The sequence below is a fragment of the Chitinophaga niastensis genome (assembly GCF_003014755.1).
GTDB lineage: Bacteria > Bacteroidota > Bacteroidia > Chitinophagales > Chitinophagaceae > Chitinophaga > Chitinophaga niastensis.
This window is the reverse complement of the sequence record NZ_PYAW01000001.1, coordinates 1,563,549-1,585,469: the sequence shown is the minus strand read 5'-3', so window position 1 is coordinate 1,585,469 and position 21,921 is coordinate 1,563,549. Positions and strand designations below refer to the sequence as shown.

At 39.2% G+C, this 21,921-nt stretch carries 18 protein-coding genes and 1 tRNA gene; 10 read left to right on the top strand and 9 right to left on the bottom strand.

The window, feature by feature from the left end; all coding sequences use genetic code 11:
• Positions 1-342: 342 nt before the first annotated feature.
• Positions 343-681 (top strand): helix-turn-helix transcriptional regulator, encoded by a 339-nt coding sequence (locus CLV51_RS06645; RefSeq protein ID WP_106527192.1) that lies wholly within the window; start codon positions 343-345, stop codon positions 679-681.
• Between the two features lie 41 nt (positions 682-722).
• Here CLV51_RS06645 and CLV51_RS06640 read toward each other — a convergent pair whose 3' ends face one another.
• Positions 723-1,901, bottom strand: coding sequence for an acetyl-CoA C-acyltransferase (locus CLV51_RS06640; RefSeq protein ID WP_106527191.1), 1,179 nt, complete (start codon positions 1,899-1,901; stop codon positions 723-725).
• Positions 1,902-2,051: 150 nt separating this feature from the next.
• Here CLV51_RS06640 and CLV51_RS06635 point away from each other — a divergent pair.
• The 3 genes from CLV51_RS06635 (at position 2,052) to CLV51_RS06620 (ending at position 3,237) form a co-directional block, all read left to right on the top strand.
• Positions 2,052-2,125 (top strand) — tRNA-Lys (locus CLV51_RS06635).
• A 92-nt stretch (positions 2,126-2,217) separates the two neighbouring features.
• A complete protein-coding gene (locus tag CLV51_RS29580; protein WP_342748458.1) occupies positions 2,218-2,490 on the top strand; it encodes a tyrosine-type recombinase/integrase in 273 nt (90 codons plus the stop codon).
• 345 nt (positions 2,491-2,835) lie between these two features.
• A complete protein-coding gene (locus tag CLV51_RS06620) occupies positions 2,836-3,237 on the top strand; it encodes a pYEATS domain-containing protein (RefSeq protein WP_146151235.1) in 402 nt (133 codons plus the stop codon).
• Between the two features lie 706 nt (positions 3,238-3,943).
• Here CLV51_RS06620 and CLV51_RS06615 read toward each other — a convergent pair.
• Positions 3,944-4,222, bottom strand: a complete 279-nt coding sequence (locus CLV51_RS06615) for a hypothetical protein (RefSeq protein WP_106527187.1) — start codon at positions 4,220-4,222, stop codon at positions 3,944-3,946.
• 691 nt (positions 4,223-4,913) lie between these two features.
• Here CLV51_RS06615 and CLV51_RS06610 point away from each other — a divergent pair.
• Both CLV51_RS06610 and CLV51_RS06605 read left to right on the top strand, forming a co-directional pair.
• Complete coding sequence (locus tag CLV51_RS06610) at positions 4,914-5,093, top strand: hypothetical protein (protein ID WP_106527186.1); 180 nt, start codon at positions 4,914-4,916, stop codon at positions 5,091-5,093.
• Between the two features lie 50 nt (positions 5,094-5,143).
• A complete protein-coding gene (locus tag CLV51_RS06605; protein WP_106527185.1) occupies positions 5,144-5,866 on the top strand; it encodes a sensor histidine kinase in 723 nt (240 codons plus the stop codon).
• 544 nt (positions 5,867-6,410) lie between these two features.
• Here CLV51_RS06605 and CLV51_RS06600 read toward each other — a convergent pair.
• Together CLV51_RS06600 and CLV51_RS06595 are read right to left on the bottom strand one after the other, a co-directional pair.
• Complete coding sequence (locus CLV51_RS06600) at positions 6,411-7,124, bottom strand: LytR/AlgR family response regulator transcription factor (RefSeq protein WP_106527184.1); 714 nt, start codon at positions 7,122-7,124, stop codon at positions 6,411-6,413.
• Positions 7,121-8,131 (bottom strand): sensor histidine kinase, encoded by a 1,011-nt coding sequence (locus CLV51_RS06595; protein ID WP_106527183.1) that lies wholly within the window; start codon positions 8,129-8,131, stop codon positions 7,121-7,123. The genes CLV51_RS06600 and CLV51_RS06595 overlap by 4 nt, the downstream gene beginning before the upstream one ends.
• A gap of 368 nt (positions 8,132-8,499) precedes the next feature.
• On the opposite strand from CLV51_RS06595, the gene CLV51_RS06590 reads away from it, so the two are divergent.
• Both CLV51_RS06590 and CLV51_RS06585 read left to right on the top strand, forming a co-directional pair.
• Positions 8,500-9,159 carry a DUF4395 domain-containing protein gene (locus tag CLV51_RS06590; RefSeq protein ID WP_106527182.1) on the top strand — a complete coding sequence of 220 codons (660 nt, stop codon included), beginning with the start codon at positions 8,500-8,502 and terminating at the stop codon, positions 9,157-9,159.
• Positions 9,160-9,170: 11 nt separating this feature from the next.
• Positions 9,171-10,751, top strand: a complete 1,581-nt coding sequence (locus CLV51_RS06585) for an aminotransferase class V-fold PLP-dependent enzyme (RefSeq protein WP_106527181.1) — start codon at positions 9,171-9,173, stop codon at positions 10,749-10,751.
• A 139-nt stretch (positions 10,752-10,890) separates the two neighbouring features.
• On the opposite strand, the gene CLV51_RS28860 is transcribed toward CLV51_RS06585, so the two are convergent.
• The 3 genes from CLV51_RS28860 to CLV51_RS06575 all read right to left on the bottom strand — a co-directional run bounded on the left by CLV51_RS28860 (position 10,891) and on the right by CLV51_RS06575 (position 12,928).
• A complete protein-coding gene (locus CLV51_RS28860; RefSeq protein WP_146151234.1) occupies positions 10,891-11,109 on the bottom strand; it encodes a hypothetical protein in 219 nt (72 codons plus the stop codon).
• A gap of 176 nt (positions 11,110-11,285) precedes the next feature.
• Positions 11,286-12,533 (bottom strand): RNA polymerase sigma factor, encoded by a 1,248-nt coding sequence (locus CLV51_RS06580; protein WP_106527180.1) that lies wholly within the window; start codon positions 12,531-12,533, stop codon positions 11,286-11,288.
• Between the two features lie 44 nt (positions 12,534-12,577).
• Complete coding sequence (locus tag CLV51_RS06575) at positions 12,578-12,928, bottom strand: YciI family protein (protein WP_106527179.1); 351 nt, start codon at positions 12,926-12,928, stop codon at positions 12,578-12,580.
• 303 nt (positions 12,929-13,231) lie between these two features.
• Between CLV51_RS06575 and CLV51_RS06570 the strand changes: the two genes are divergently transcribed.
• Positions 13,232-14,386: a helix-turn-helix domain-containing protein gene (locus CLV51_RS06570; RefSeq protein WP_106527178.1), complete on the top strand. Its 1,155-nt coding sequence runs from the start codon at positions 13,232-13,234 to the stop codon at positions 14,384-14,386.
• Positions 14,387-14,536: 150 nt separating this feature from the next.
• The gene (locus tag CLV51_RS06565) at positions 14,537-16,930 is read left to right on the top strand and encodes a TonB-dependent receptor (protein ID WP_211301942.1); all 2,394 of its coding nucleotides are present in this window, start codon (positions 14,537-14,539) and stop codon (positions 16,928-16,930) included.
• A 125-nt stretch (positions 16,931-17,055) separates the two neighbouring features.
• Here the strand turns inward: CLV51_RS06565 and CLV51_RS06560 are convergent, their stop codons facing one another.
• Positions 17,056-18,372, bottom strand: coding sequence for a RagB/SusD family nutrient uptake outer membrane protein (locus tag CLV51_RS06560; RefSeq protein WP_106527177.1), 1,317 nt, complete (start codon positions 18,370-18,372; stop codon positions 17,056-17,058).
• A 20-nt stretch (positions 18,373-18,392) separates the two neighbouring features.
• Positions 18,393-21,527 carry a SusC/RagA family TonB-linked outer membrane protein gene (locus tag CLV51_RS06555; protein ID WP_106527176.1) on the bottom strand — a complete coding sequence of 1,045 codons (3,135 nt, stop codon included), beginning with the start codon at positions 21,525-21,527 and terminating at the stop codon, positions 18,393-18,395.
• Positions 21,528-21,921 lie beyond the last annotated feature (394 nt).

The window sequence follows — 21,921 nt, the reverse complement described above, 5'->3', positions numbered from 1 at the left end:
TTTATGAATTCAAATCAATGTTACACCCGCCATTTAAGAGGCAGTTCTATTTATTTGTCATCCCAGGCAAAGCTGCCCTATTTCATTTTTCTTGTAAGAGATCAGTAGCCTTCTAATTACATGCACAAGCCCCAAAGCTTAAAAGCTGCTTCCTGCACTTCCTTACCGGTGATCCGGCAAGCGGATATCTGCGCTCTTTAGTATTGAATTGACAGTTTGATTCTCAATTTTATAATATGAAAATCAGCTGATTACATATTACAATACAAACATAATCAATAATGATTACAAAAAGACATTTTTGTAACATTTTTAATTACATAATATCTAACCTACTATAACATGCAAACTAAAACTGAAAGACTTATTAAAACAATCAGGATAATAGTGGGATTAACCCAGGAGGAAATGGCAAATGCAATTGGTATCAAACGTGTTACGTTTCGTACTTATGAGAAAGGAAGAAAAGGGAGTCATTTCTTTTACGAAAGATTTAAAAAGTTATACGGCATTGATCTTCATCAATCAACTGAAATGCATAAAATTATATTTGTAGATACTACATTGCTATCGGCCGACAAAGTTGCTTATTTAATTGCACGGGACTTCAATACCGATACGGTTCCGGTAAAGAAAGCAAAAGCAATAAGAAAAAGAAGCGTAATAAGAAAGGAGCCATAAGGCTCCTTTCTTTAATCATTAATCATTATGAGTTGACCGCGTTAATTAATATTTTCTATGATGCCGGCAATGCCTTGTCCACCGCCCACGCAGGCAGTTACTATACCGTACTTTTTATTGAGTCGTTTTAAATCACCCAACACCTGTACGGTTAGTTTAGCACCGGTACATCCCAGCGGATGGCCCAGTGCAATGGCGCCCCCATTAATATTCACGATATCCGGGTTTATGCCCAGTTCGCGGATAACAGCAATAGATTGAGAGGCAAAAGCTTCATTCAGCTCCATCAGGTCAATGTCCTGCAGTATTTTACCGGCCCGCTGTAATACTTTAGGCACAGCAGCAACAGGCCCTATTCCCATGATGCGCGGATGTACACCTGCAGATACACATGCCACCAAACGACCGATAGGCTTGAGCCCCAGCTCATTCACCATCCTTTCACTCATCACAATTACGAAGGCAGCACCATCGGAAGTTTGTGAAGAGTTACCGGCAGTAACAGAGCCTCCGGCCGCAAATACAGGCTTCAGTTTACCTAATGCTTCCAAAGAAGTATCTGCACGCGGACCTTCATCTGTATCAATAGTGAAGCTGCGCTTTTGTTTCTTTCCATTTCCATCTACGTATACTTCTTCTACATTAATGGGCAGAATACCTGACTTGAAATAGCCGTTCTGTATAGCGTTTAATGCTTTCTGGTGTGATTTATAAGAGAACTCATCCTGGTCCTGGCGGCTTACTTTGAATTCATTAGCCACTGCTTCAGCGGTGAGTCCCATACCTATATAATAATCGGGTGTAGTACTGGCTACGGTGTAATTAGGAACCGTTTTCCAGCCGGCAACAGGCACCAGACTCATACTTTCAGTTCCTCCTGCAATAATACAATCGGCCATACCGGTTTGTATTTTTGCAGTTGCAATAGCGATTGTTTCCAATCCTGATGCACAATACCGGTTGACCGTCATGCCCGGTACATCAATGCCTAATGCTCTCACAGAAATCATACGACCAATCTGTAAACCCTGTTCTGCTTCCGGTACTGCATTACCTACAATGAGATCGTCCACCCGCTTAGGATCCAGCTGTGGCACGGATTTCAGCAACCCTGTGATGACATCTACAGCCAGATCATCCGGTCTGTAAAAGCGAAATCCCCCTCTTTTAGATTTACCCACCGCGGTGCGGTATCCGGCTACTATATACGCTTCTTGCATGAAAAAAATTTTATAATGAGCTAACGGTTAGATTATCAACATAATGGGTATTTATCCACATTTCGTCCTTCTTCCCAAATTTAATCAAATAAAGTATAGGAATATTCAACAGAACCGTTAAATTTGCGCTCACGTTTTTAAAGAATGTGCGACTCCCTAGCTCAGTTGGTTAGAGCTACTGACTCTTAATCAGTAGGTCCTGGGTTCGAGCCCCAGGGGGGTCACTGAAAAAATAAAATGCTCTACTGGATACAAGTCTGGTAGGGCGTTTTTGTTTTTAGTACTTTCCTATTTTATATGTTTTTTCATCTCTCTGGTGGGAAACTGGTGGACTCACCTAAAATCTCTGGTGGACTTTTCTCTTACTGAAATTGCTGAATTATGTGGAATCTCAAAGAAAACCACTACCCACGTTGGCAGGAGAACCTTTGCTATTACTGTAACATTAAGCAATGGTGTGCCCATTGAAACAGTGAGTAGAATGCTGGGAGATACAAACTTAGCTACTACACAGATATATGCTAATGTCGTGGATACTAAGATTAGTGAGGATATGAAAGGGCTATTTGAGAAGTATAAGGGGAAATAGGATGGCATATATGCAGAAAATGAGAGAGTAATATTGTAAAATATAGTCAATCAATTCCCAGTCAAAATTGGAGTTGACTGATTATTTAGTTATTTTATATATTTGATATAATAACCCCAGCACTATGAATATTCTACAGACCCCAGTCTTCAATCCTGTATGGCAAGAAATAGCTAAAAATCTCCCAAGCTTAATATTGATTTTGTTCCTGATAATTATAGTTCTATCTTTTAGGAAGCAATTTATAGTATTATTAAATTCACTTGCTTTGAGAATAAAATCAGGGGTCCAAGTAAAATTTGGTTCAGTAGAAATAGGAGCACTTGATGTTCAAAAGTAGATGGCTTGCATAGCAGTTCTGTTTACGAAATAACAGTTGATACCAATAGGAATCAAATTAGAAATCAATATTACAATGATTGCAGGGGAGTAATGCTTGTTCATAAAATTTTTAAATCTACTTCTGATGGCCAGCATTACGATTTACTAATTTATGTCATTCCTCACAATGAGGCTAGTCTTATCCAGGTAAAATCTGTTGAATACTTTCTAGGGCCATTCTGGGGCAATCAAGTATTCAAGACAAAAAATAGAAGTAAAGGGTTTGCTGTAAAGACTTCTGCCTATGGGGAATTTCTATGCACTGCGAAGATCACTTTTACAGACAACCAAGAGATGTTTGTTCACAGATATATTGATTTTGAAATGGGAGGCTATGCCCCATTTATAAAAGAGGAATTAAAATAAATAATATACAGGCATAAAACACGCTCCCAAACGGATGTGTACATTGAGAGGTTGAATATCTATACAATAGACGAATCACAATACAATTTCACACAGCTGCCTGTCATTGAAGCAGCTTAAAATTTATCGGTTTCAAATTTATATATCAGTCCATACCACTATCGATCAATCTAAATTAGTTAATACATAATTTACCTGATGCCCCACAGCTAGACTACGAGGTAGCCACTTTTCTTAAATTATGTTAGTTATTTGTAATTCTCCTTGATGCAGTAGCATCTAATGGGATACGTTATTGGTTAAATTAGAACCTAGTGGTTTAACCAAAACTTGAAATGGTGGTAATTTGTTATTATCCAATTCCTTTAAAATTGCATCCTTTTGCTCAGATTCCATATTAAAAATAGCATTATATAACTTCACCCGATGTAGAAAGCTGTACCTAATTAACGGCTACTTTCAACATCGGGAAGCTATACAGGGGTATTATGATAAACAGATAGAATCAAAGAAAATGCGCTACCTGGATAAAGTATATGGGCCTAAGTTCAAAACGGATGAACTGTATGAAGAGGCACTTCAGGAAGTTTTATAATAGTAAGCCTACTAAGCGTTATGCGAAGATATTAAGCCAGTTAAAAGCGGCAGAGAGAGTTGATGAAAGAGATTTTGCTAATGTGATGGTAAAGAGGCAAAAAGCAAGTAATTATATCTTCTTTCGTTTCTTCTTCAATACTTTGGCCTCTTTTCTTGCTAAGCTATTGAGTATTTCATCATCAACACCTATCAAATCTGCCAGAGTATTTAACTCATCAATTGTAAATAAACCGGGATTGTCAAGTTTTTTAAGAAATGTTAGGTAGCCTGTTCCTAGTAATTTATAAACATTTGTTTTAGGGATATACTCAAATATATCAGCAATCCGGGCTATACCCCCAGCTTCCAATAAAGCCTTAATAGCTGCATATTTCTTTTCTTGGGCCATTACTGAAAAGTAATAACATATTTATTGCATGAAACAATAAATACCTATATAACAACATAATATTCATCAATAGCAATATTATATTTTCAAATGAGAATTTTATTTAAACATTTTTATTAACTTAGAGCTACAATAGTTATTTTGCGGCTTCTAAAATATTGAAGCTATCACGCTTTCAAATGGTCCATGGTCGGGAAAACTAAAGGATACAGATGTTAGGTGGTGCTCACGCTACGGCGTGGGTGCTCGCTTTTACCATCCGGTTTCCCGACCATAGGGCGGCAAGTAGAGGTCCACGCTTTTTCTATTCCTAAAAGCCCCGGTTCTTCACTTACATAATCCAATTTTATTAAACCCATTTTCCGGGATCATAACTTTCATATCCATATGAAAGCGCGCTCCTTATTCTGTCAATCGTAACCAAGTCAATAAATATGGAACAAACACCATCCAGAAAAAGAATACCAAGGGTTTTCCGTGAAGCTATCTGCGCTCATTTTAATTGGAGTATTCCCACATACTACCGGAGAACAAAACAAATTGACCTAACAGCGCCACCAGCTGAAAGACTTAAAGGATTCACCTATAATGAAAGAAGAGCGATACAAAAAGTAATTAAAACTGAGGTACTCAGCTTATATAAGCTATACAGAAGTATGCTTTGAAAAGGATAACCCTATCAAATATTCATATGTACTACATAAAGAAATATTCAAATTGTTGGGCTATTCATAATGATGATAACGGTCAAAGCAGGGAATTAACAGCAGTCGAAGTGGAAACTGTAGCAAATGAATTGCTGGCACTCAATGACGCTAATACCCTTACTGTATATGCAGACCGGATAAGCAGCATACAAGGCAAGCCCTGAGTACTCAACCCATTTTCAGGAATCATTACCTCATCTCAAAATATTCCCATATGGAAACTTGCAACACCACTGAAGCAATCCGACCGGTTGAGGGCATTTTCAACCTAATACATGAAATCGGCACCCCTGTAAATGGCATTATTTCAGCTAGTCGATTTCTTAAAGATGCAATAGACAGCAATGACTTTGCTAGTATTCCATCAATAATGAGCATTATAAAGGCAGCGGAAGAAAACCTGCTGGATATCTTTCTACGGGCGAAAATGTGTATCCTGGAAAACACAGACGAATACCTCTTTGTACAAAAAGATTTCAATCCGGGAAGTGTAGTACAAAAAGTACTGAAGTCTTTGGAAGCGCTGATGTTGACTAAATCTATCACTTGTAATACATCTCTATCCGCTGATTTCCCGACAACTACAAAGGGAGATCCAACCTACCTGACGCAGATCATGAATAACCTGATCAGCAACGCTATAAACTATAGCCCTAAGGGTAGCAAACTATCAGTAGCCGGCTTTACAATGGAAAATGCAAAGCTTTACTGTATTGCCCTAACAGATGAAGGACCAGGCATTCCGAAGGAAAAGCAGATAACCATCTTTGATAAATACAAGCGCAACACGATTGAAGAAATGAATTTAGGCAATATGGGGCTAGGGCTTCATACAGTAAAACAACTTATTAACCTTATGGGAGGCTGTATAAAACTAGATAGCACCATTCGTAAGGGTAGCCGGTTCACAATTACATTACCCATAAAAAATGCATAAAATAATGAGCATATCTACATCGGAAACACAGCTTAAAGCAGAACTACGCGTATATAAGAACATTACCAGGTTCCTTATTATAGTACTGGAATTAATTACGTTATGCTCTGTTTTTACTAACAGTGATGTATATCTATCGTGACAATATTGCTATACCAATGTCAGATTTAAATGTATTGTCTGTTCTTGTGTGAGGCAAGAGTATAAGCAGATTAAATAAGGGATAGCCGCCGTTTTCCGGCTTATAAAAAGGGGATATTACCCAATGTATAAATGTATAACCAATCATAACCACCGGCTAAAAATGATTAATGAAAAATTCATTAATATGAATCACCCTGGCTTTTTCTGGCCGGGGTTTTATTAGACCTATACGCGCGTGAGTTTCATGTTTTATCAAGTTTGGGGTAAGAGTATTTCGGCATATAAAAAAGGCTACCTGTTAGCTTTTGTCAAGGTTAAAACAGAAATATACATGGAAAACTTAATATTCCAAATCAAAACTATGAAAAGCGAAATCACTGTGTTAATCCTTGGTGTAGTTTCACCTTTTTAATAACCGCTGCTGTATAATCTTCATGACCATTTCCCTATAATTACGGCTTATCGGCAATGACCTGCTTCCGATCTTAATTTCATTACCTTCTATTGCATCGATCTTTGAACAGTTTACCAGATAAGATTGATGTATTTTGATAAAATCGTTTGACGGCAGTTGACTTTCCAGGCTTTTCATAGTGAGGTAGGCCATGATCTTTTTACGTTCCGTATAAACGGTCACATAGTTTCCTACGCTTTCTGCATAAAGAATATCGTTCAGCTCAATCTTTTCTATTCGTTTTTCACTTTTAATGAAGATATAGGAAGGTGGCAAAGTGCCGGTTGTCCTTGTCTTCATTTCAAAATAGTCCTTCGCCTTGTGCACGGCTTTCAGGAACCGGCTTAAAGCAAAAGGTTTTAGAAGATAATCGATGATATCCAGTTCATAACCATCAAGGGCATATTGGGGGAAAGCAGTAGTTATGATGACCATCGATTCGACGTTCATTTTTTGCAACAACTGTAAGCCTGAAACCTTAGGCATTTCGATATCCAGGAATATGATATCGGTCGTATTATTTTTCAAAAATTCTTCCGTCTTCATGGCATTTTCAAATTTCCCCTGCAGGTCTATAAAAGGTACCTGTTCCACAAATTCCTGGAGGATCTTTCTTGCAACGGGCTCATCATCCACAATGATACAGCTGAGTTTCTTCATAGCGTGAGCGTTAAATGCACCTTATAAATATTTTGTTCCTTTTTGATATCGAGTTGATATTTATCTTTATATAATAACTCCAATCTTCGGACCGTGTTATTCAGGCCGATCCCGCCCGCTGAAGGTTCTGCTTCGTCAAAGGAATTATCACAGGTGAAATCGATCCGGCCTGCTTCCTCCGCCAAACCAATCTCTATACTATTGACGGCATTATCGTCTCTTGAAACATATTTAAAAGCGTTTTCTACAAAAGCCATGAAGATCAGCGGAGCAACTTTAACAGTTCCATTTTGGTAGTGTACATTTAGGGTTACCCGCATATTTTCGTTGCTCCTGGCTTTTTGCAGGGCCACATAATTTTGCAGGTATTTGATCTCCTTTTCCAGCACGATCATATCTACATCTGCTTCATACAAATTGTACCTCAGCAGGTCTGAAAATTGCACCATCATGTCCCTTGCCTGGCTATTACTCACGTCAATATAACCATATACGGTATTCAGGCCGTTAAACAGGAAGTGCGGATTGATTTGAGAGCGCAGGTATTTCAATTCTGTCTGCAACTGGTTGATCTGGCTGTTTTTAACCTGTTCCTGTTGTTCGGACCATTTCTGCGTAATATACAGCATTGATGCGATAACGGTACAGCAGAGGGCATATACAAAATTGTCCCAGAACCCGGCGCTTGTCCTGATACTTTGATCATGAAAAAGAACGTCATGAATAAACCTGTTATAACGGCTCGTCAGAAAGGTATACAATGAAATTAAAACGATGAGGCCTGAGGCATACCGGCCGAAATGTTTCTTTTCCAGCAGGTAGGGTATTAAAAGCGAATTATTGGCCAATATCATTAACGCAAACAGGGAAAAGTGTATGATGACGGTAAACAGGTAAGAAAAACAGGATATAACGGTATCGCCCGAATAAATCGGTTTCTCGATGGTCAGCGCCCCGATATATGCGATAAAAAAAAGTAAATAAGCTGTGCGTTTTTTTAAAAACATGGCCGGATATCCGTCTTTTAACAAGTATAAATATATCCCATTGATTTGATACCCGGAAATGTTCCTTTCGCCCTGAAACCGGTTTTCACGGGAAATGGTATAGTTATCCTATAAATTGTGCGTCATGTCACATAAATTTTGATTTGGCTACTAATATTGTGATGATTTTTAAGTTCCCGAAACTTTAAAAAGGCTTGCGTAGCGTGTTCCTACGGATTTCATGTGCAATTGTCCGATTGCGTAGAATATACCGGCAGCTGTCACATAATTTTTATTAATGCATGCGTCTCCAGTACTTTTATGAAAAGATAACAGGTAATGCTATAACAAAGCCCCTGCAAATCATTTAATTATTCACAACAATCCATATGAAAAAAGTTATACAATTTGGCGAAACCGTAGCAGGATATGACATTCCTGTTTTAAATGAACGAGAGATAAGAGCTGCGGCAGGGATATTATTTCTGGTCATATACACCTCTTTAATGCTCATCCTGTTTAATAATGATTTTTTACTGGCAAAGTATTCGATAACTATATTCCTTCTTGATTTTATTATACGGGTATTTGTTAATCCTAAATTCTCTCCCTCTCTGATTATCGGACGTTTGATCGTTAGGAACCAGGTTCCGGAATACGTTGGGGCTAAACAAAAAAAGTTTGCCTGGATTATCGGTGTAATGCTATCGGCCACCATGTTCATTTTCCTGGTAATCGTAAATGCGTACAGCCCGATAACAGGTATTATCTGTTTGATGTGCCTGATCTTTTTATTTTTTGAATCAGTGTTTGGTATTTGTTTAGCCTGTAAATTTTACCGGGTGATTTATGGAGAAAAAGCGCAATACTGCCCGGGTGAAGTTTGTGATATAAAATCAAAACAAGCTATTCAAAAAACATCGAAAGCACAGCTGCTGATTGTCTTTGCATTTATAGCTTATATTTTTCTTATGACCTATTTCTTCAAGGATCAACTAAGTATAACGCCACACAACCTGTTTGGAACTAGTGCTGCAAAGTCTAAGTAAAAGTCTGAAAAATGTCCTCAAAAAGTGCTTTAGAAAATTTCTTTTCTGCGTTCCGAAGAAATATCATCGGCCGCGGGCAAACTTTTGATTCTCCTTTTGGGAAAAAAGAAATCGTTTATGCAGACTGGACCGCAAGCGGCCAGGCTTACAGGCCTATTGAAGCATGTCTGCAAAATGACATCATGCCATTTTTGGCCAATACCCATACGGAGACCACCATCACAGGGACTTTGATGACCAAAGCTTACGAAGAGGCCAAGGTTATTATTAAAGAGCACGTTCATGCAAACGGCGATGATGTACTGATCTTTTGCGGTAGCGGAATGACCAGCGCTGTAAATAAGCTGCAAAGGATATTAGGTCTGCGGATACCAAAACGGGTAATGGATTATGTGGGAAGAGAAAATGAATTTCCGCAAATCGATGAAGACGCAAGGCCCATTGTTTTTGTGACCCATATGGAACACCACAGCAACCAGGTTAGCTGGCTGGAGACCATCGCAACAGTGGAAATAATTAATAGCAGCGAAAACGGTAATGTTGATCTGGAACACTTCAATAGTTTATTGAAACAATTTAAACACAGGAAAAATAAAATAGCTGCGGTTACCGCTTGTTCCAATGTAACCGGGATACAAACACCCTATCATGAAATTGCCAAAATGATCCATGAGCATGACGGTTTATGCTTTGTTGATTTTGCCTGCGCGGCCCCGTATATTCACATGGATATGCACCCGAAAGAGAAAGGTGCATACCTGGATGCCATTTATTTTTCGCCACATAAATTTTTAGGTGGCCCGGGTACACCGGGCGTGTTAATTTTTAATAAAAAGATTTATAGCAATACGGTGCCTGATCAGCCGGGAGGCGGCACCATCCTGTACAGTAACCCCTGGAAGGTGCATGAATATATCACCAATATTGAATTACGGGAAGATGGCGGCACTCCTCCTCTTTTGCAAGGGATAAAAGCGGCCATGTGTATCCGGCTGAAGGAAGAGATGGGCGTTGAAAACATATTACACCGGGAAGAAGAACTGCTGCAGATCATTTTTGACAGGCTCTCAAAAATGAAAAATATTGAAATATTGGAGGGGGATATTAAAAAAAGATTGGGCATCGTTTCATTTATTGTAAATGGTGCGCATCATAATGTGATCGTTAAAATGCTGAATGACCGATTCGGCATACAGACGAGAGGAGGATGCTCTTGTGCCGGCACATATGGGCACAGGCTATTGCATGTTGATGAAAAACGGTCTTATGAAATATTGGATTTGATCCGTGCAGGAAACATGTTATTCAAACCAGGATGGATCAGGTTATCTGTTCATCCAACCATGACCAATACGGAAATTGATTTTATAATGGATGCGATTGAATTGACGGCATCCCGTTTTAAGGAATGGATGAAAGATTATACCTATAAGGCTAATTCCAATGAATATACATTCAAAGGGATGGAGCCAAATGAACAGCGCAAGATCGAAGATTGGTTCAAAGCCTGTCTCTGGGCAAATTCCCCGGCTATTACCTGCAACAATCCCAGGGCGGGGCTTGAACCGGCAGCCCTCTGCAAAAAAGAATAGCAGCGTTAAAAGACTGGAAGAAAAAAGTAGATGTAAAATAAGCATACAAAACACCTCAAAAATATTTGAGGTGTTTTGTATACAAGTGAATTATATTCTTAACTATTTTCAGTGTAAAATCCGAAGGGGATGGCTTTTATTACTCACCAATAACAATATCACAAAGATGCCCGGGTGTTCCAATAGGATAACAAGTTCCGTTTGAGCAACATTGCCCTGCGCCGCATCCACCATTGGGACCTACTGCACAACGTGGCCTAAAGTAAGTACTGGCGCCACCAGTAATACTTTTTGATTCTTCGCGGGTAATCGCTTTTCCAAATTTTTCAAAGTTTTTTAATTGATTATTCTTTTTCATAACAAAAGTGGTTAAATTTTAGAATTGTGGTAGAATTATAGACTAATCAACAGTAAATTATGGTATGTTACTGCTATAGCATAACATAGTTGTTTACATGGAAATTACACGATAAAATAAAATGGTAAATGAGCAATTCCCAAAGAGGGTGCTGCTGTTGTCATCACGCAGTATTCTTACTCATCGATCATTAGATCGTCCAGGGTTGTCAATTTTTTTTGGATGGTCTGCTTGTCTGACTGCGTCTTTGCGAGGGAGAGGGCCTTTTGAAAATTTTGTTTTGCTTTTTTGTTATCTATGTCTGTGTAAAGTTCGCCCAGCAAAGTAAAGTAATAATGATTGTCTGCTAAATTCAGCTTTTCTGCTTCTATGATAGCAGCTGCTTTTCCGTTTGCCTTAGCCAGTACATAGGTTCTGTTGAGGGCTGCAATGGGCGAATATTCAATTTGCAATAATTGATTAAAGAGATGCAAAATCTTTTCCCACTTTTTCCGGGTATCTGCTTTGATGGTATGCCAATAGGCAATACTTGCCTCTAAATGATATTTTGAAATTTTATCTCCTTGTGATGCCTGATGAAGAAAATAAACTCCTTTAGAAATCAATTCGTAATTCCAAAGACTTTCATCCTGATCATTATATAAAATGATCTCTCCATTTTCATTCTTCCTTGCTTCAAATCGCGATGAGTGAAAACACATTAAAGAAAGCAAGGCATTTACAGCAGGTTTATTTGTTTGTTCGTTTTCTATGAGCAGGTAGGTTAATCGGGTAGCTTCCAAACAAAGATCTTCCCGCAACACGGCATCCTGGCTTTCGGAATAATACCCTTCGTTGAAGAGTAAATACAATGTGGTAAGCACTGTTTCCAATCGCATATTTATTTCGGCTTCCCCAGGGACTTCAATTTTTACGTTTTCAAGCCGTAATTTTTCCTTGGCCCGGTACAACCGTTTATTGATCGTTTCTTTATTGGTTAATAAAGCGTTGGCAATTTCGTCGATACCAAAGCCACAAAGAATGCGCAGGGATAATCCTATCTGTGCTTCGGTTGAAATGGAGGGGTGACAAATGGCAAATAACATTTGTAATTGACTGTCTGCAATATTTTTATCAGATAGATCAATTTCAATTTCCTCTCCTTCGGATAAGGAATATTTTATTTGCCTGGCAATTTTGTTTGTAAAAACAGCATTGCGGCTGATATAATTTTTGGCTTTGTTTTTCGCCACCGCATAGAGCCAGGCTGTCGGGTTTTCAGGAATGCCTTTATAAGTCCAGGTTTCCAGTGCCGCTAAAAAAGTTTCACTGGCAATGTCTTCTGCGACTTCTACATGTTCAATTCCAAATAAATTACTAAGTACAGTCGCTATCTTCCTGAATTCCGTCCTGAATAAGTGCGGTATCAATGCTTGCTGCTCCATAAATAATAAAAGTCTCTGTAAAGATACAGAGACTTTTATCTCTTTTAAGCCTTCCCGTCTTTGGCAATTTTCCGTACTTCCACACTATTTCCTTCACCCTGCAAAACAGGGCAACCCTTTGCAAATTCAACCGCTTCCTCCACTGAGTCGGCTTTAACAATAATGTAGCCACCAATTGTTTCTTTGATTTCTCCAAAAGGACCATTTGTAACTACATTATTCGATCTTACAACCCTGCTTTCATCGAAAGGCAAACCATTGCCAAGTACAAATTTGTTTTGGGCAGCGATGCTACCTATCCAATCCATCGTTTGTTTCATCCAAATTTGTATTTGGTCTGGCGAAGCGACCTTATTACCGTCTTCGTGTCTGAAAATTAACATGAACTCTTTCATCTTGTCTGAATTTTATCGTTACTGAATATTTGAATTATACCTACTTATCAAATGAGATGACTTCAATTGGACATCAGCCGAAATTTTTTTATATCCATGCCATACGCATTCTCAACTTTTGAATGTTGATACTATTTTAACAAAAAAATTAATATAAGGTTGGCCGCTGGCTTGTACTTTAATGGCACACAACAAACACGACATATGCAGGTTAATATAATATCAGGTTTCCCAGAAGGTTTTTACAATGATTAAAAATCAAACAATGTATTTACTTTAGCATACAAAATCAGCTGCTGCTAAATGGAGAAGTACAATTTAATAAGTATTATCAGCCTAATCGCGTTTTTTATCACCTTACTTTTAAACCTTTTCTTATTAACTGTAAAAACAAAGAATAGATTAAGTAATGCATTGCTTGCATTCTGTTTCCTGTCTAATGCAATAGACATGAGCATATACTTCGTATATAAATTCGCCGACCAATACCCCAATCTGGCCATGTTGAGGGGCAACATGGGACTATTAGGTGCTCCGCTACTCTATCTGTATATGGTGTCTGTTTGTTATTCAGACTTCAAACTAAAACCTAAGCATTTATTGCATGCCATTCCTTTTTTGCTGGGCATATTAGTTGTAACCCCCAGATATTATCTGGCAGATCTTCCCGCCAAGGATGTCTTTTTAGCACATTTTTCAGAGATGCCTGAGATTAAATTCACCTACTTATTAGGCCATGCACAGACCATCAGTTATAGTATTGCCATGTTTGTTTTACTAAGAAAGTATAAAAAAATATTTTTAGAAAATTATGCCAATATAGCTATGTATAGCTATCACTGGCTATTTCAGCTGGCACTGGTAACCGCTATCATTCATGGAATTGTTATCCTGCAAAGTACTTTTATGTTTGCTGGTTATAAGCATACTTTTACTATCGTCCAGATAATAGTGACACTGACGTTTTTAAGCCTTTTATGCTGGATAGTATTAAAAACCATGTACAATCCTGATCTTTTCAGGGGAATTGATTCCAGGTTACCCTTAGTCAAAGAGATAGTGCCTGAACCTGCCGCCAATAATATTCAGGAGAAAACAGAGAAAGAGCCGGAGACAAATGTTAAAGCGCAGATAGATGAACTCAAAAAACATATGGCTGAGGAGGAACCTTATCTTGAACCATCCTTAACGGTTCAAGATCTTGCAAAGCAAATAAAAATGCCTGTGCGTGATTTGTCCATCTTAATAAATCACCATATGAATCAACATTTTTTTGACTTTATAAATGAATACCGCATTAAAAGAGCCATGAAAATGTTGAGAGATTCAACAAAAAACGAATTAAATATCCAGGAGATTTTATACGAAGTGGGCTTTAATTCAAAATCATCTTTCAATACAGCATTTAAAAAACACGCTAACTCAACACCTACACAGTACAGAAACAGCTCATTATGAGTCATTTGTAAAAAGTCGTACTACGATATTAAAAGTCGGACCATTTTCTGCCAGGAAAATTAGTCCGACTTTTTTTTGTCGGTCGTGTCTCTTCCTTTTCTACTTCACTTTTGTATCAGTTTAATTTTTCAGCCATTGAAAAAAATTGATATGAACAAGAGATTTATGAATAGAATGATCGCAATTGTCTTTTTAATATTACCGTTATGGGCTAATTCGCAGGTACTGCTAAAAGGAAATGTAAAGACGAATGCGGCACCACAAGCCTGGGCAAATGTGATTTTAACAGATCAGGAAGGGAAAGTTGTTACTGGAGCCCTGACCAAAGAAGATGGCACTTTTGAGATAAGGATTAAAGGTGGTGCCTACAAAATTAAAGTTAGCTTTTTAGGGTTTACAGATTGGGGAAAAGATATTTTGCTGGAAAAGGATACCGATTTAGGTACAATTCTATTGAAAGAAAAAGCAGGCAATCTTAACGAAGTTGTAATTGTAGCAAGAAAAAAGCTGATAGCATATAAAACAGACCGTTTAGTATTTAATGTAGAAAATAGTATTACAGCTATCGGAGGCAGTGCGGTAAGTGCCATCAGTGCAGCACCTGGGGTTATGGTGCAAAACAACGCCATCAGCATACTGGGCAAAGGAGCCTCACGTGTTATGATAGACGGGCGTATTATTGAGTTATCAGGGCAGGATCTTATAAACTACTTAAGTTCGATAGCTGCGAGTGATATTTTAAATATTGAAATTATCACCAATCCTCCTGCAAAATATGAAGCTGCCGGAGATGGAGGCCTGATCAATATAAATCTTAAAAAAGGGGCCAGGAATTCCTGGAAAAACGCAACCACCTTATCCTATGATCAAAGTGCTTATAACTTCTTCACACTAAGAAACAATTTCTTCTATAACAAAAACAAAGTCAGATTTTCTTTTAATGCGGGTGGCAGATCAGGATATATCAAAACAAGAGAGGATCTGACTACTTACTATCCAGGTGGTCCATGGGAGCTGAAAAGCGAGGGAAAACAAAAAGAAGATAATATATCCGGCGCGATTGCATTTGATTATGATGTTTCAGATAACACCACAATCGGCGTTCAATATGCAGGAAATTACGATAATCCGGACAGGGTAGATCATACCAGTATTAAAATCCGCAATGCCAATAACATTATAGACTCCTTATTAACTAATACCGGCGTCAATGATCTGAACACAGGCAATCATACCTATAATGCGCACATGATATCAAAGTTAGATACCCTGGGCAGAAAGATCTCATTTGATCTTGATTACTTTACCTATGATTCAAAAACTGACAACAGATTTGTGGCGGAGACTTTCCTGGCTAATATGAAATACTTAAATACTAACCAGGCTGCAAGAAATGTTTCAACACAAGACATCGGTAACGTGAGTGTAAAAGTGGATATGGAACATCCATTAAAATTTTTAAACCTGTCTTATGGGATTAAAGTAAGTTCAATCAGTAGTAAGGGTAATGTACAATATTATAATACGATTACAGGAACGCCGGTATTAGATCCGGGGCGATCCAACAGATTTGAATACAAAGAAAACAACCAGGCAATCTATGTAAATGGAACTAAGGACATTAACAACACTATAAGTTTACAATTAGGTTTGAGGCTTGAAAATACTGGCACACAGGGGTATTCCAGAACTCTGGGTAAAACAAATACCAATAACTACCTGAAACTATTTCCAACATTATATTTCTCGTATAAGAAAAATGAAAACAATACTTTTTTATTTAATTATGGAAGGAGAATAAACCGTCCTGGTTTTAGAAATTTGAATCCATTTCGTTCATATATAAATAGCAATAGTTATTCAGAAGGAAATCCGTTTCTACAACCTTCTTTTAATGACAACTTTGACTTCACACATATTTATAAGGAAAAATTAAGAACCAACGTGTTCTTTAATGTTACTACCAATGGATTTGGCGTTGTATTCACATCAAACCCTATCACTAATACACAAATTATAAGCAGGCAAAATTATTTTAAAGAATACTATTATGGCATAGGAGAAAATTATGCTACTGATATCACGCCATGGTGGCAGAGTCAAAATTCGCTTTATCTTTTAGGATCAAAAAGCGTATTTGTTAATCATATTAATGCTACACCTAAAAATAATATTCAGTTATACTTATCTACAAACAATACTTTCTCTTTAAGTAAATCTACCAAGCTACAGGTGGACTATTTTTACAGCTCTCCTTTGAAAAGAGGATTATATGAACTTGCAGCTCAGTCAGGATTAAACATTGGTCTGAAACAAAGTTTGCTTAAAAATAATTTACAGCTATCGTTACTCCTGAATGATATATTTAATACAGCCTATTTGAGAGATTACACTTCTGTAGTAAATGGAATAAAGCAAGTGTATGGTCAAAATAATAGCAGCAGGTTTGTCAGACTTTCTTTGATATATAACCTGGGTAATAATAAAATAAACGTCAAAAAAAGAAATTTTGGCAATGATGATGAAAGGAAAAGAACTGAGTAAGATTTTCAAAGGAAGATTACAAACCTCAAGCGTAGCGTGAGGTAGTACAAAAATGATAAAGGTTTTCAGCGACATTGCTAAAAACCTTTATCATAGCCTATTCATCTCCCCAAAAAATCATACAATTAAAACGCCGGATCTAATGGTGTATTCGGATTATCATTGCGTTCCACAAACGGATAAGGGAAATAATTTCTCTTCCGTTCTGTTACCGGCCGTGCAAACCGACGGCTATCTTCCAGTTCCTGTGCACCCATAAAAAGTTCTATACGACGGTGCTGATAAATCAATGTCAGCAACTGATCCTGTGTGATAGCAGCTACTGGCGGTAAAGCCGCGCCTACACCAAAAGGATCCTGGGATGGTAATTGGGTAACTACTTTATTCAATTCTATTAAGCCGGCCGGAATATTATTCTGACGTGCATAACATTCGGCTTTTATCAATATCATTTCTCCCGGCAGATAAATAGGAACAGATACTAAATTGCCGCTGAAAAAACCGTTGATATTAAAACGTGGTCCCTTAGCTGGTCTGGCAATATAAAACGGTACACGCTTATCTGACAGATCAGGCTGCAAGCCTACCGGCAAACCCATACTGGAGTCAACTACGTTAAAAATATTATTGGTAGCTGTTGCCAGTGCAAAAATAGGATTGGTAATTTGTGCATTAAAATCCAGTGTAGACGTCACCGTTAGATCTACCTTGCCTGCAGCAGCGAGTGCAGTAGCATAATCACCTGCATACAAAGCGTAGCGGGCTTTCAGGGCATACAACGTATTAACGATATTAACGTTCTTTGGTACATTGGCAGCAAAATTTACACCTATAGGCGTTGCCGTTACAGTATTAATGGCATTATCCAGCACTGTCACAGCCATCGCATACCCCTGTTTACCAGGGATGAATTTTACATCTGTAGTTACAGTATCCGGCTTTCCGCTGATATCAGGTACCTGCTCCCAGAAGGTAGCCTGCACACCAATAGCCAGCGCTTTAAAAATAGATGCGTAAGCTATTAACCCACTGGCAAAACCTTTGTCAGTAACAATAATATTAGTACGGCGCAGTACACTGTCGGCCTCAAATCTGATTTTATTGGTTACCGCCCACATACCGGTAACAACAGAATTGGTAGTGAGAATAGCATTGCCGCCGGTGGCTATCTGCGCCTCATCAGTGTTACCGGGATTAGTTACGTATGTTTCGCCGGTGAGCAAACTTCCTGATGCAGTAGTGGTATATAACAAGCCTACCCTGTCGCGGGCATACCAGGCTTGTAAGCCAACAGCTACATTAGCCAATGCGGTAGGTGAGCTGTAAGCCTGTTCTGACGAGGGGCCTGAAGGATCCGGATAATCTTTTTTGCATGCAGCGCCGGTTATCAGTAACGTGGCTACCAGCAGGCAATATTTGTATGATGGAATATATCGTTTCATGATCTTTTTTTTTTGAAGATTTAAAATTTTGCACGCAAAGCCAGGTTATAAGTTCTCGGTATAGGTACTGCTCCAAAATCAATTCCACGTAATACAGAACTTTGTCCGGCAGCATTTATTTCAGGATCATATCCTTTGTAGTTATCCCATGAAATAAGATTTCTGCCACCCAGGCTGATCGTGAGATCACTTAAACCTTTCAGCTTACCTACATTGTAACTGAATGCTACTTCACGTAGCTTTACAAAAGAACCGTTATCGATTCTCCATTCCTGGATGTTATAGTTGCCTGCAATAAAACCACGGGGCAACAGTCCCCTGTCTTCCTGCTCTGCAATTTTACCGTTATCCACACCTTGTCTTGTTCTCCAGTCTGCGTTAAATACATCTACGCCCTGTACGGCATCGATCTGTATATGCAGCCCCAGTTTTTTATAACGGAAATCGTTTGTGAGCGTAGCAGTATACTTAGGATTAGGGTCGCCTATTTTTTTGTTCAGGGTAGTAGCTCCTTTTGCAGGAGGAAGCCCCGTTGCCGGATCACGTTGAGTCGTGTACGTTAGTGGCCCTGTTTGTATGCCTGCTTCTGTAACTGGTATGCCGGCGGGGTTTTTCAATATATTTCCATTGGCATCACGTGCAAAGAAAGTACCGTAGAAGAAACCAATAGGTTCTCCGTTGGCAATGCCTACCGGCGCACCTCCTACCGTGTTGTACAGGATCAGCGACTGACCAATATTCACTGCTTTATTATGGTTCTGGTTATAGATAGCGGTAAGATCCCAGTTGAAATTAGCTGTCTTTACAGGTGTTAGATTTAACACTACTTCCACACCAGTATTTTGTAACGTACCGATGTTATTCAGGTAAAAAGAGTAACCATTGGTAGGCGCAATAGCGCGACTGATCAACAGGTCTTCTACACGTTTGTGGTAATAGTTAACGGATAAGCCTATACGGTTATCCAGGAAAGCCATATCTGTACCTATTTCCAGCTCTTTCTGCTTTTCAGGTTTTACATGTGGGTCGGTATAGGTGCCGGGCGACTGAAATGCCGAAGCACCAATAAAAGCAGTGGCATTATAAGTATTATAACGTCCGTAAGCGGGTATACCGGTAAGGTTACCGGATTCGCCATAAGCGGCACGCAACTTCAACAGGTTCCACCATTTGGCTACGCTGGATTTCTCCCAGAAATCTGTTCCGGATATTACATAACTGCCGCTCAACTTGGTATACAGCTGATTTCTTTCATTTGCTCCAAATACAGAAGAGCCATCTACACGAAGGGCGCCTGTAAGGAATAATTGATTGCGGTATTTAAAATTCTGTTGGATAAATTCTCCTGAAATAGATAACTGTGTTCGCTGATCAGCACCGGGTATAATGGTGGTGGCTTTATCTGCCGTTTGCACAAAAGGTGGCAAGCCTCTGCCTTCTTCCAGTGTATAATGCATACGCTGGTATTGCAGCGAATAACCCACCTGTGTAACTGAAGTAAACTTATCGTTGATATCCCAGTTATAAGTTGCATTCAGATCGTGGTTAATCATGAAAGAGGTATTGTTACCGGCGCTGGCATAACCATTCTGTGCAGGATCAAGCGTGGGACCACCGCCATAAAAGCCCTGGCTCACGCTATAAGCGTAGGCCGGCATAAACGTAGTACCATCCTGGTTATAATTATCTATACCCAGCCGGTAATCCACTGTTAAGTTTTTAATTGGCCGCAACTTAATACCGGCGCCTGCAATCACTCTGCCTACGTGTTGCTGTTGTTTAAAATCCTGTATGACAGATATCGGGTTCACACGTCCGCGTTCACCTACTTTCATCAATTGACCGAATGCGTTCCGTTGATTTATATCATAATAATTACCGATGATAGTAACGGAGTTCATGGGAGAGAAGAACGTGTTGCCATCAGGTTTTTCATTAGATGAGCTGTAAACGTAGTTCAGACTTGCAGTGAAACTGATCCATTTGTTCAGCTCCTGATCGAGGTTCAGGCGAAAACTGTAACGGCTGAAGTCTGTATTCCTGATGATGCCCTGATTATAAAGGTAACTGGCAGATGCGTAATACTTTGTTTTGTCTTTACCTCCTGCCACAGAAATATTATTATCAGTACCCACACCAGTGCGGAAAATATCGTCCTGGTAATCATATCGTTTTACAGGCGTAATACTTGTTACTTTAGGTGTAAGTATATTTTGTGTAGAATCATCCGGAGAGCCACCAAACTTAGTAGGCGCCTGGTTTACATCCAGTTTTTTACGCAGTTGATTCATAGAAAAACTGGTAGAGAAATTTACCACGGGAGCACCTGCACTGCCTCTTTTGGTAAAGATCTGTACTACACCGGCATTGGCACGTGATCCGTAAATAGCCGCAGCAGCAGCGCCGTTCAGCACTTCTATTCTTTCAATATCTGCCGGGTTGATATCTGACATACGGCTTTGTCCTACGCTACCTACAAAATTATCTCCGTTAGCACCACTGCCATAACTGGGATCTGCGTTGGTAACGCGGGTGGTGGAGTTATCAATGATCACCCCGTCGATGATATACAGCGGTTCTGTAGAGCCGGAGATGGTGCTGATACCACGAAGTTTTACGGAGATGCCACCAGCAGGGTCACCGGAATTTTGTGAGATCTGTGCGCCGGCTGTCTTGCCCTGTAGTGCTGCCAGTACATTGCCGGTAGCGCCCTTGTTTAACTCATCGGCTTTCACTGTACTGATGTAATTACCTAATTGTCTGCGGGTAGTTCCTTCTGAAGTACCGGTTACTACTATTTCATCCAGTTTAGATACGGAGGTAGCTAACCGCATATCCTGTGTGTAGGTGCTAACACTGGTGCTAACCGCCAGCACACTTTCCCTTGATATAAAACCAATACCGGAATAAGCCAGTGTATAATTACCAGGTTGCAGATTTACGTTTAAAGTATAATGTCCATCAGCATCTGTTTGTGTACCCAGTTTTGTATTCCTGATGGTCACCGTAATGCCGGGTAGTGGCGAGCCGCCATCATCTGTTACCCGACCGGCTACTTTTACCTGCGCAAAGGCAGTCGCTGCCAGGCAGGTCATGAACAGGAATAGTAAAAAAGATCTACCCCTTACCATCCTCATAAATTGAAGCATTCTCATAAAAAAATTTTAAACGTGATTTTTTTTGTTGGTTGATTACAGCGGTGGGGTAACATTCGCGGATGTTACTATTCACAACTCCTGCAATTGCAAAATTGTTTCGAGCGCGATTAGCATGATTTCCGTTTTACTATGGTTGACAAGCCTGTTTATTCATCTTTTCGGCTATTTGCATTTTTAAGCACAGGAAATTCGGCAAAAAAACGCAAGACACCAAAAAATAAAAACACCCCTCTTTCAGAAAAGGGTTCCTGCAGGCGTAGAATCAGCTCACCTGCTCATTTCTATCTTGTTATGATTTATTTCATTACTTCCGGAGGGCTTAAAATGGCAGCTACCTGCTTTTCTTGTGGAGACTTATCTGTAAGGCGGAGCCTCGTTAATCAGGAATATA

Excerpts from the sequence above, each read along its gene's own strand:
- CLV51_RS06645 (WP_106527192.1), top strand. The coding sequence starts at position 343 with ATGCAAACTAAAACTGAAAGACTTATTAAAACAATCAGGATAATAGTG.
- CLV51_RS06640 (WP_106527191.1), bottom strand. The coding sequence starts at position 1,901 with ATGCAAGAAGCGTATATAGTAGCCGGATACCGCACCGCGGTGGGTAAA.
- CLV51_RS06615 (WP_106527187.1), bottom strand. The coding sequence starts at position 4,222 with ATGGCCCAAGAAAAGAAATATGCAGCTATTAAGGCTTTATTGGAAGCT.
- CLV51_RS06610 (WP_106527186.1), top strand. The coding sequence starts at position 4,914 with ATGTACTACATAAAGAAATATTCAAATTGTTGGGCTATTCATAATGAT.
- CLV51_RS06605 (WP_106527185.1), top strand. The coding sequence starts at position 5,144 with ATGGAAACTTGCAACACCACTGAAGCAATCCGACCGGTTGAGGGCATT.
- CLV51_RS06600 (WP_106527184.1), bottom strand. The coding sequence starts at position 7,124 with ATGAAGAAACTCAGCTGTATCATTGTGGATGATGAGCCCGTTGCAAGA.
- CLV51_RS06595 (WP_106527183.1), bottom strand. The coding sequence starts at position 8,131 with ATGTTTTTAAAAAAACGCACAGCTTATTTACTTTTTTTTATCGCATAT.
- CLV51_RS06590 (WP_106527182.1), top strand. The coding sequence starts at position 8,500 with ATGAAAAAAGTTATACAATTTGGCGAAACCGTAGCAGGATATGACATT.
- CLV51_RS06585 (WP_106527181.1), top strand. The coding sequence starts at position 9,171 with ATGTCCTCAAAAAGTGCTTTAGAAAATTTCTTTTCTGCGTTCCGAAGA.
- CLV51_RS28860 (WP_146151234.1), bottom strand. The coding sequence starts at position 11,109 with ATGAAAAAGAATAATCAATTAAAAAACTTTGAAAAATTTGGAAAAGCG.
- CLV51_RS06580 (WP_106527180.1), bottom strand. The coding sequence starts at position 12,533 with ATGGAGCAGCAAGCATTGATACCGCACTTATTCAGGACGGAATTCAGG.
- CLV51_RS06575 (WP_106527179.1), bottom strand. The coding sequence starts at position 12,928 with ATGAAAGAGTTCATGTTAATTTTCAGACACGAAGACGGTAATAAGGTC.
- CLV51_RS06570 (WP_106527178.1), top strand. The coding sequence starts at position 13,232 with ATGGAGAAGTACAATTTAATAAGTATTATCAGCCTAATCGCGTTTTTT.
- CLV51_RS06565 (WP_211301942.1), top strand. The coding sequence starts at position 14,537 with ATGAACAAGAGATTTATGAATAGAATGATCGCAATTGTCTTTTTAATA.
- CLV51_RS06560 (WP_106527177.1), bottom strand. The coding sequence starts at position 18,372 with ATGAAACGATATATTCCATCATACAAATATTGCCTGCTGGTAGCCACG.
- CLV51_RS06555 (WP_106527176.1), bottom strand. The coding sequence starts at position 21,527 with ATGAGAATGCTTCAATTTATGAGGATGGTAAGGGGTAGATCTTTTTTA.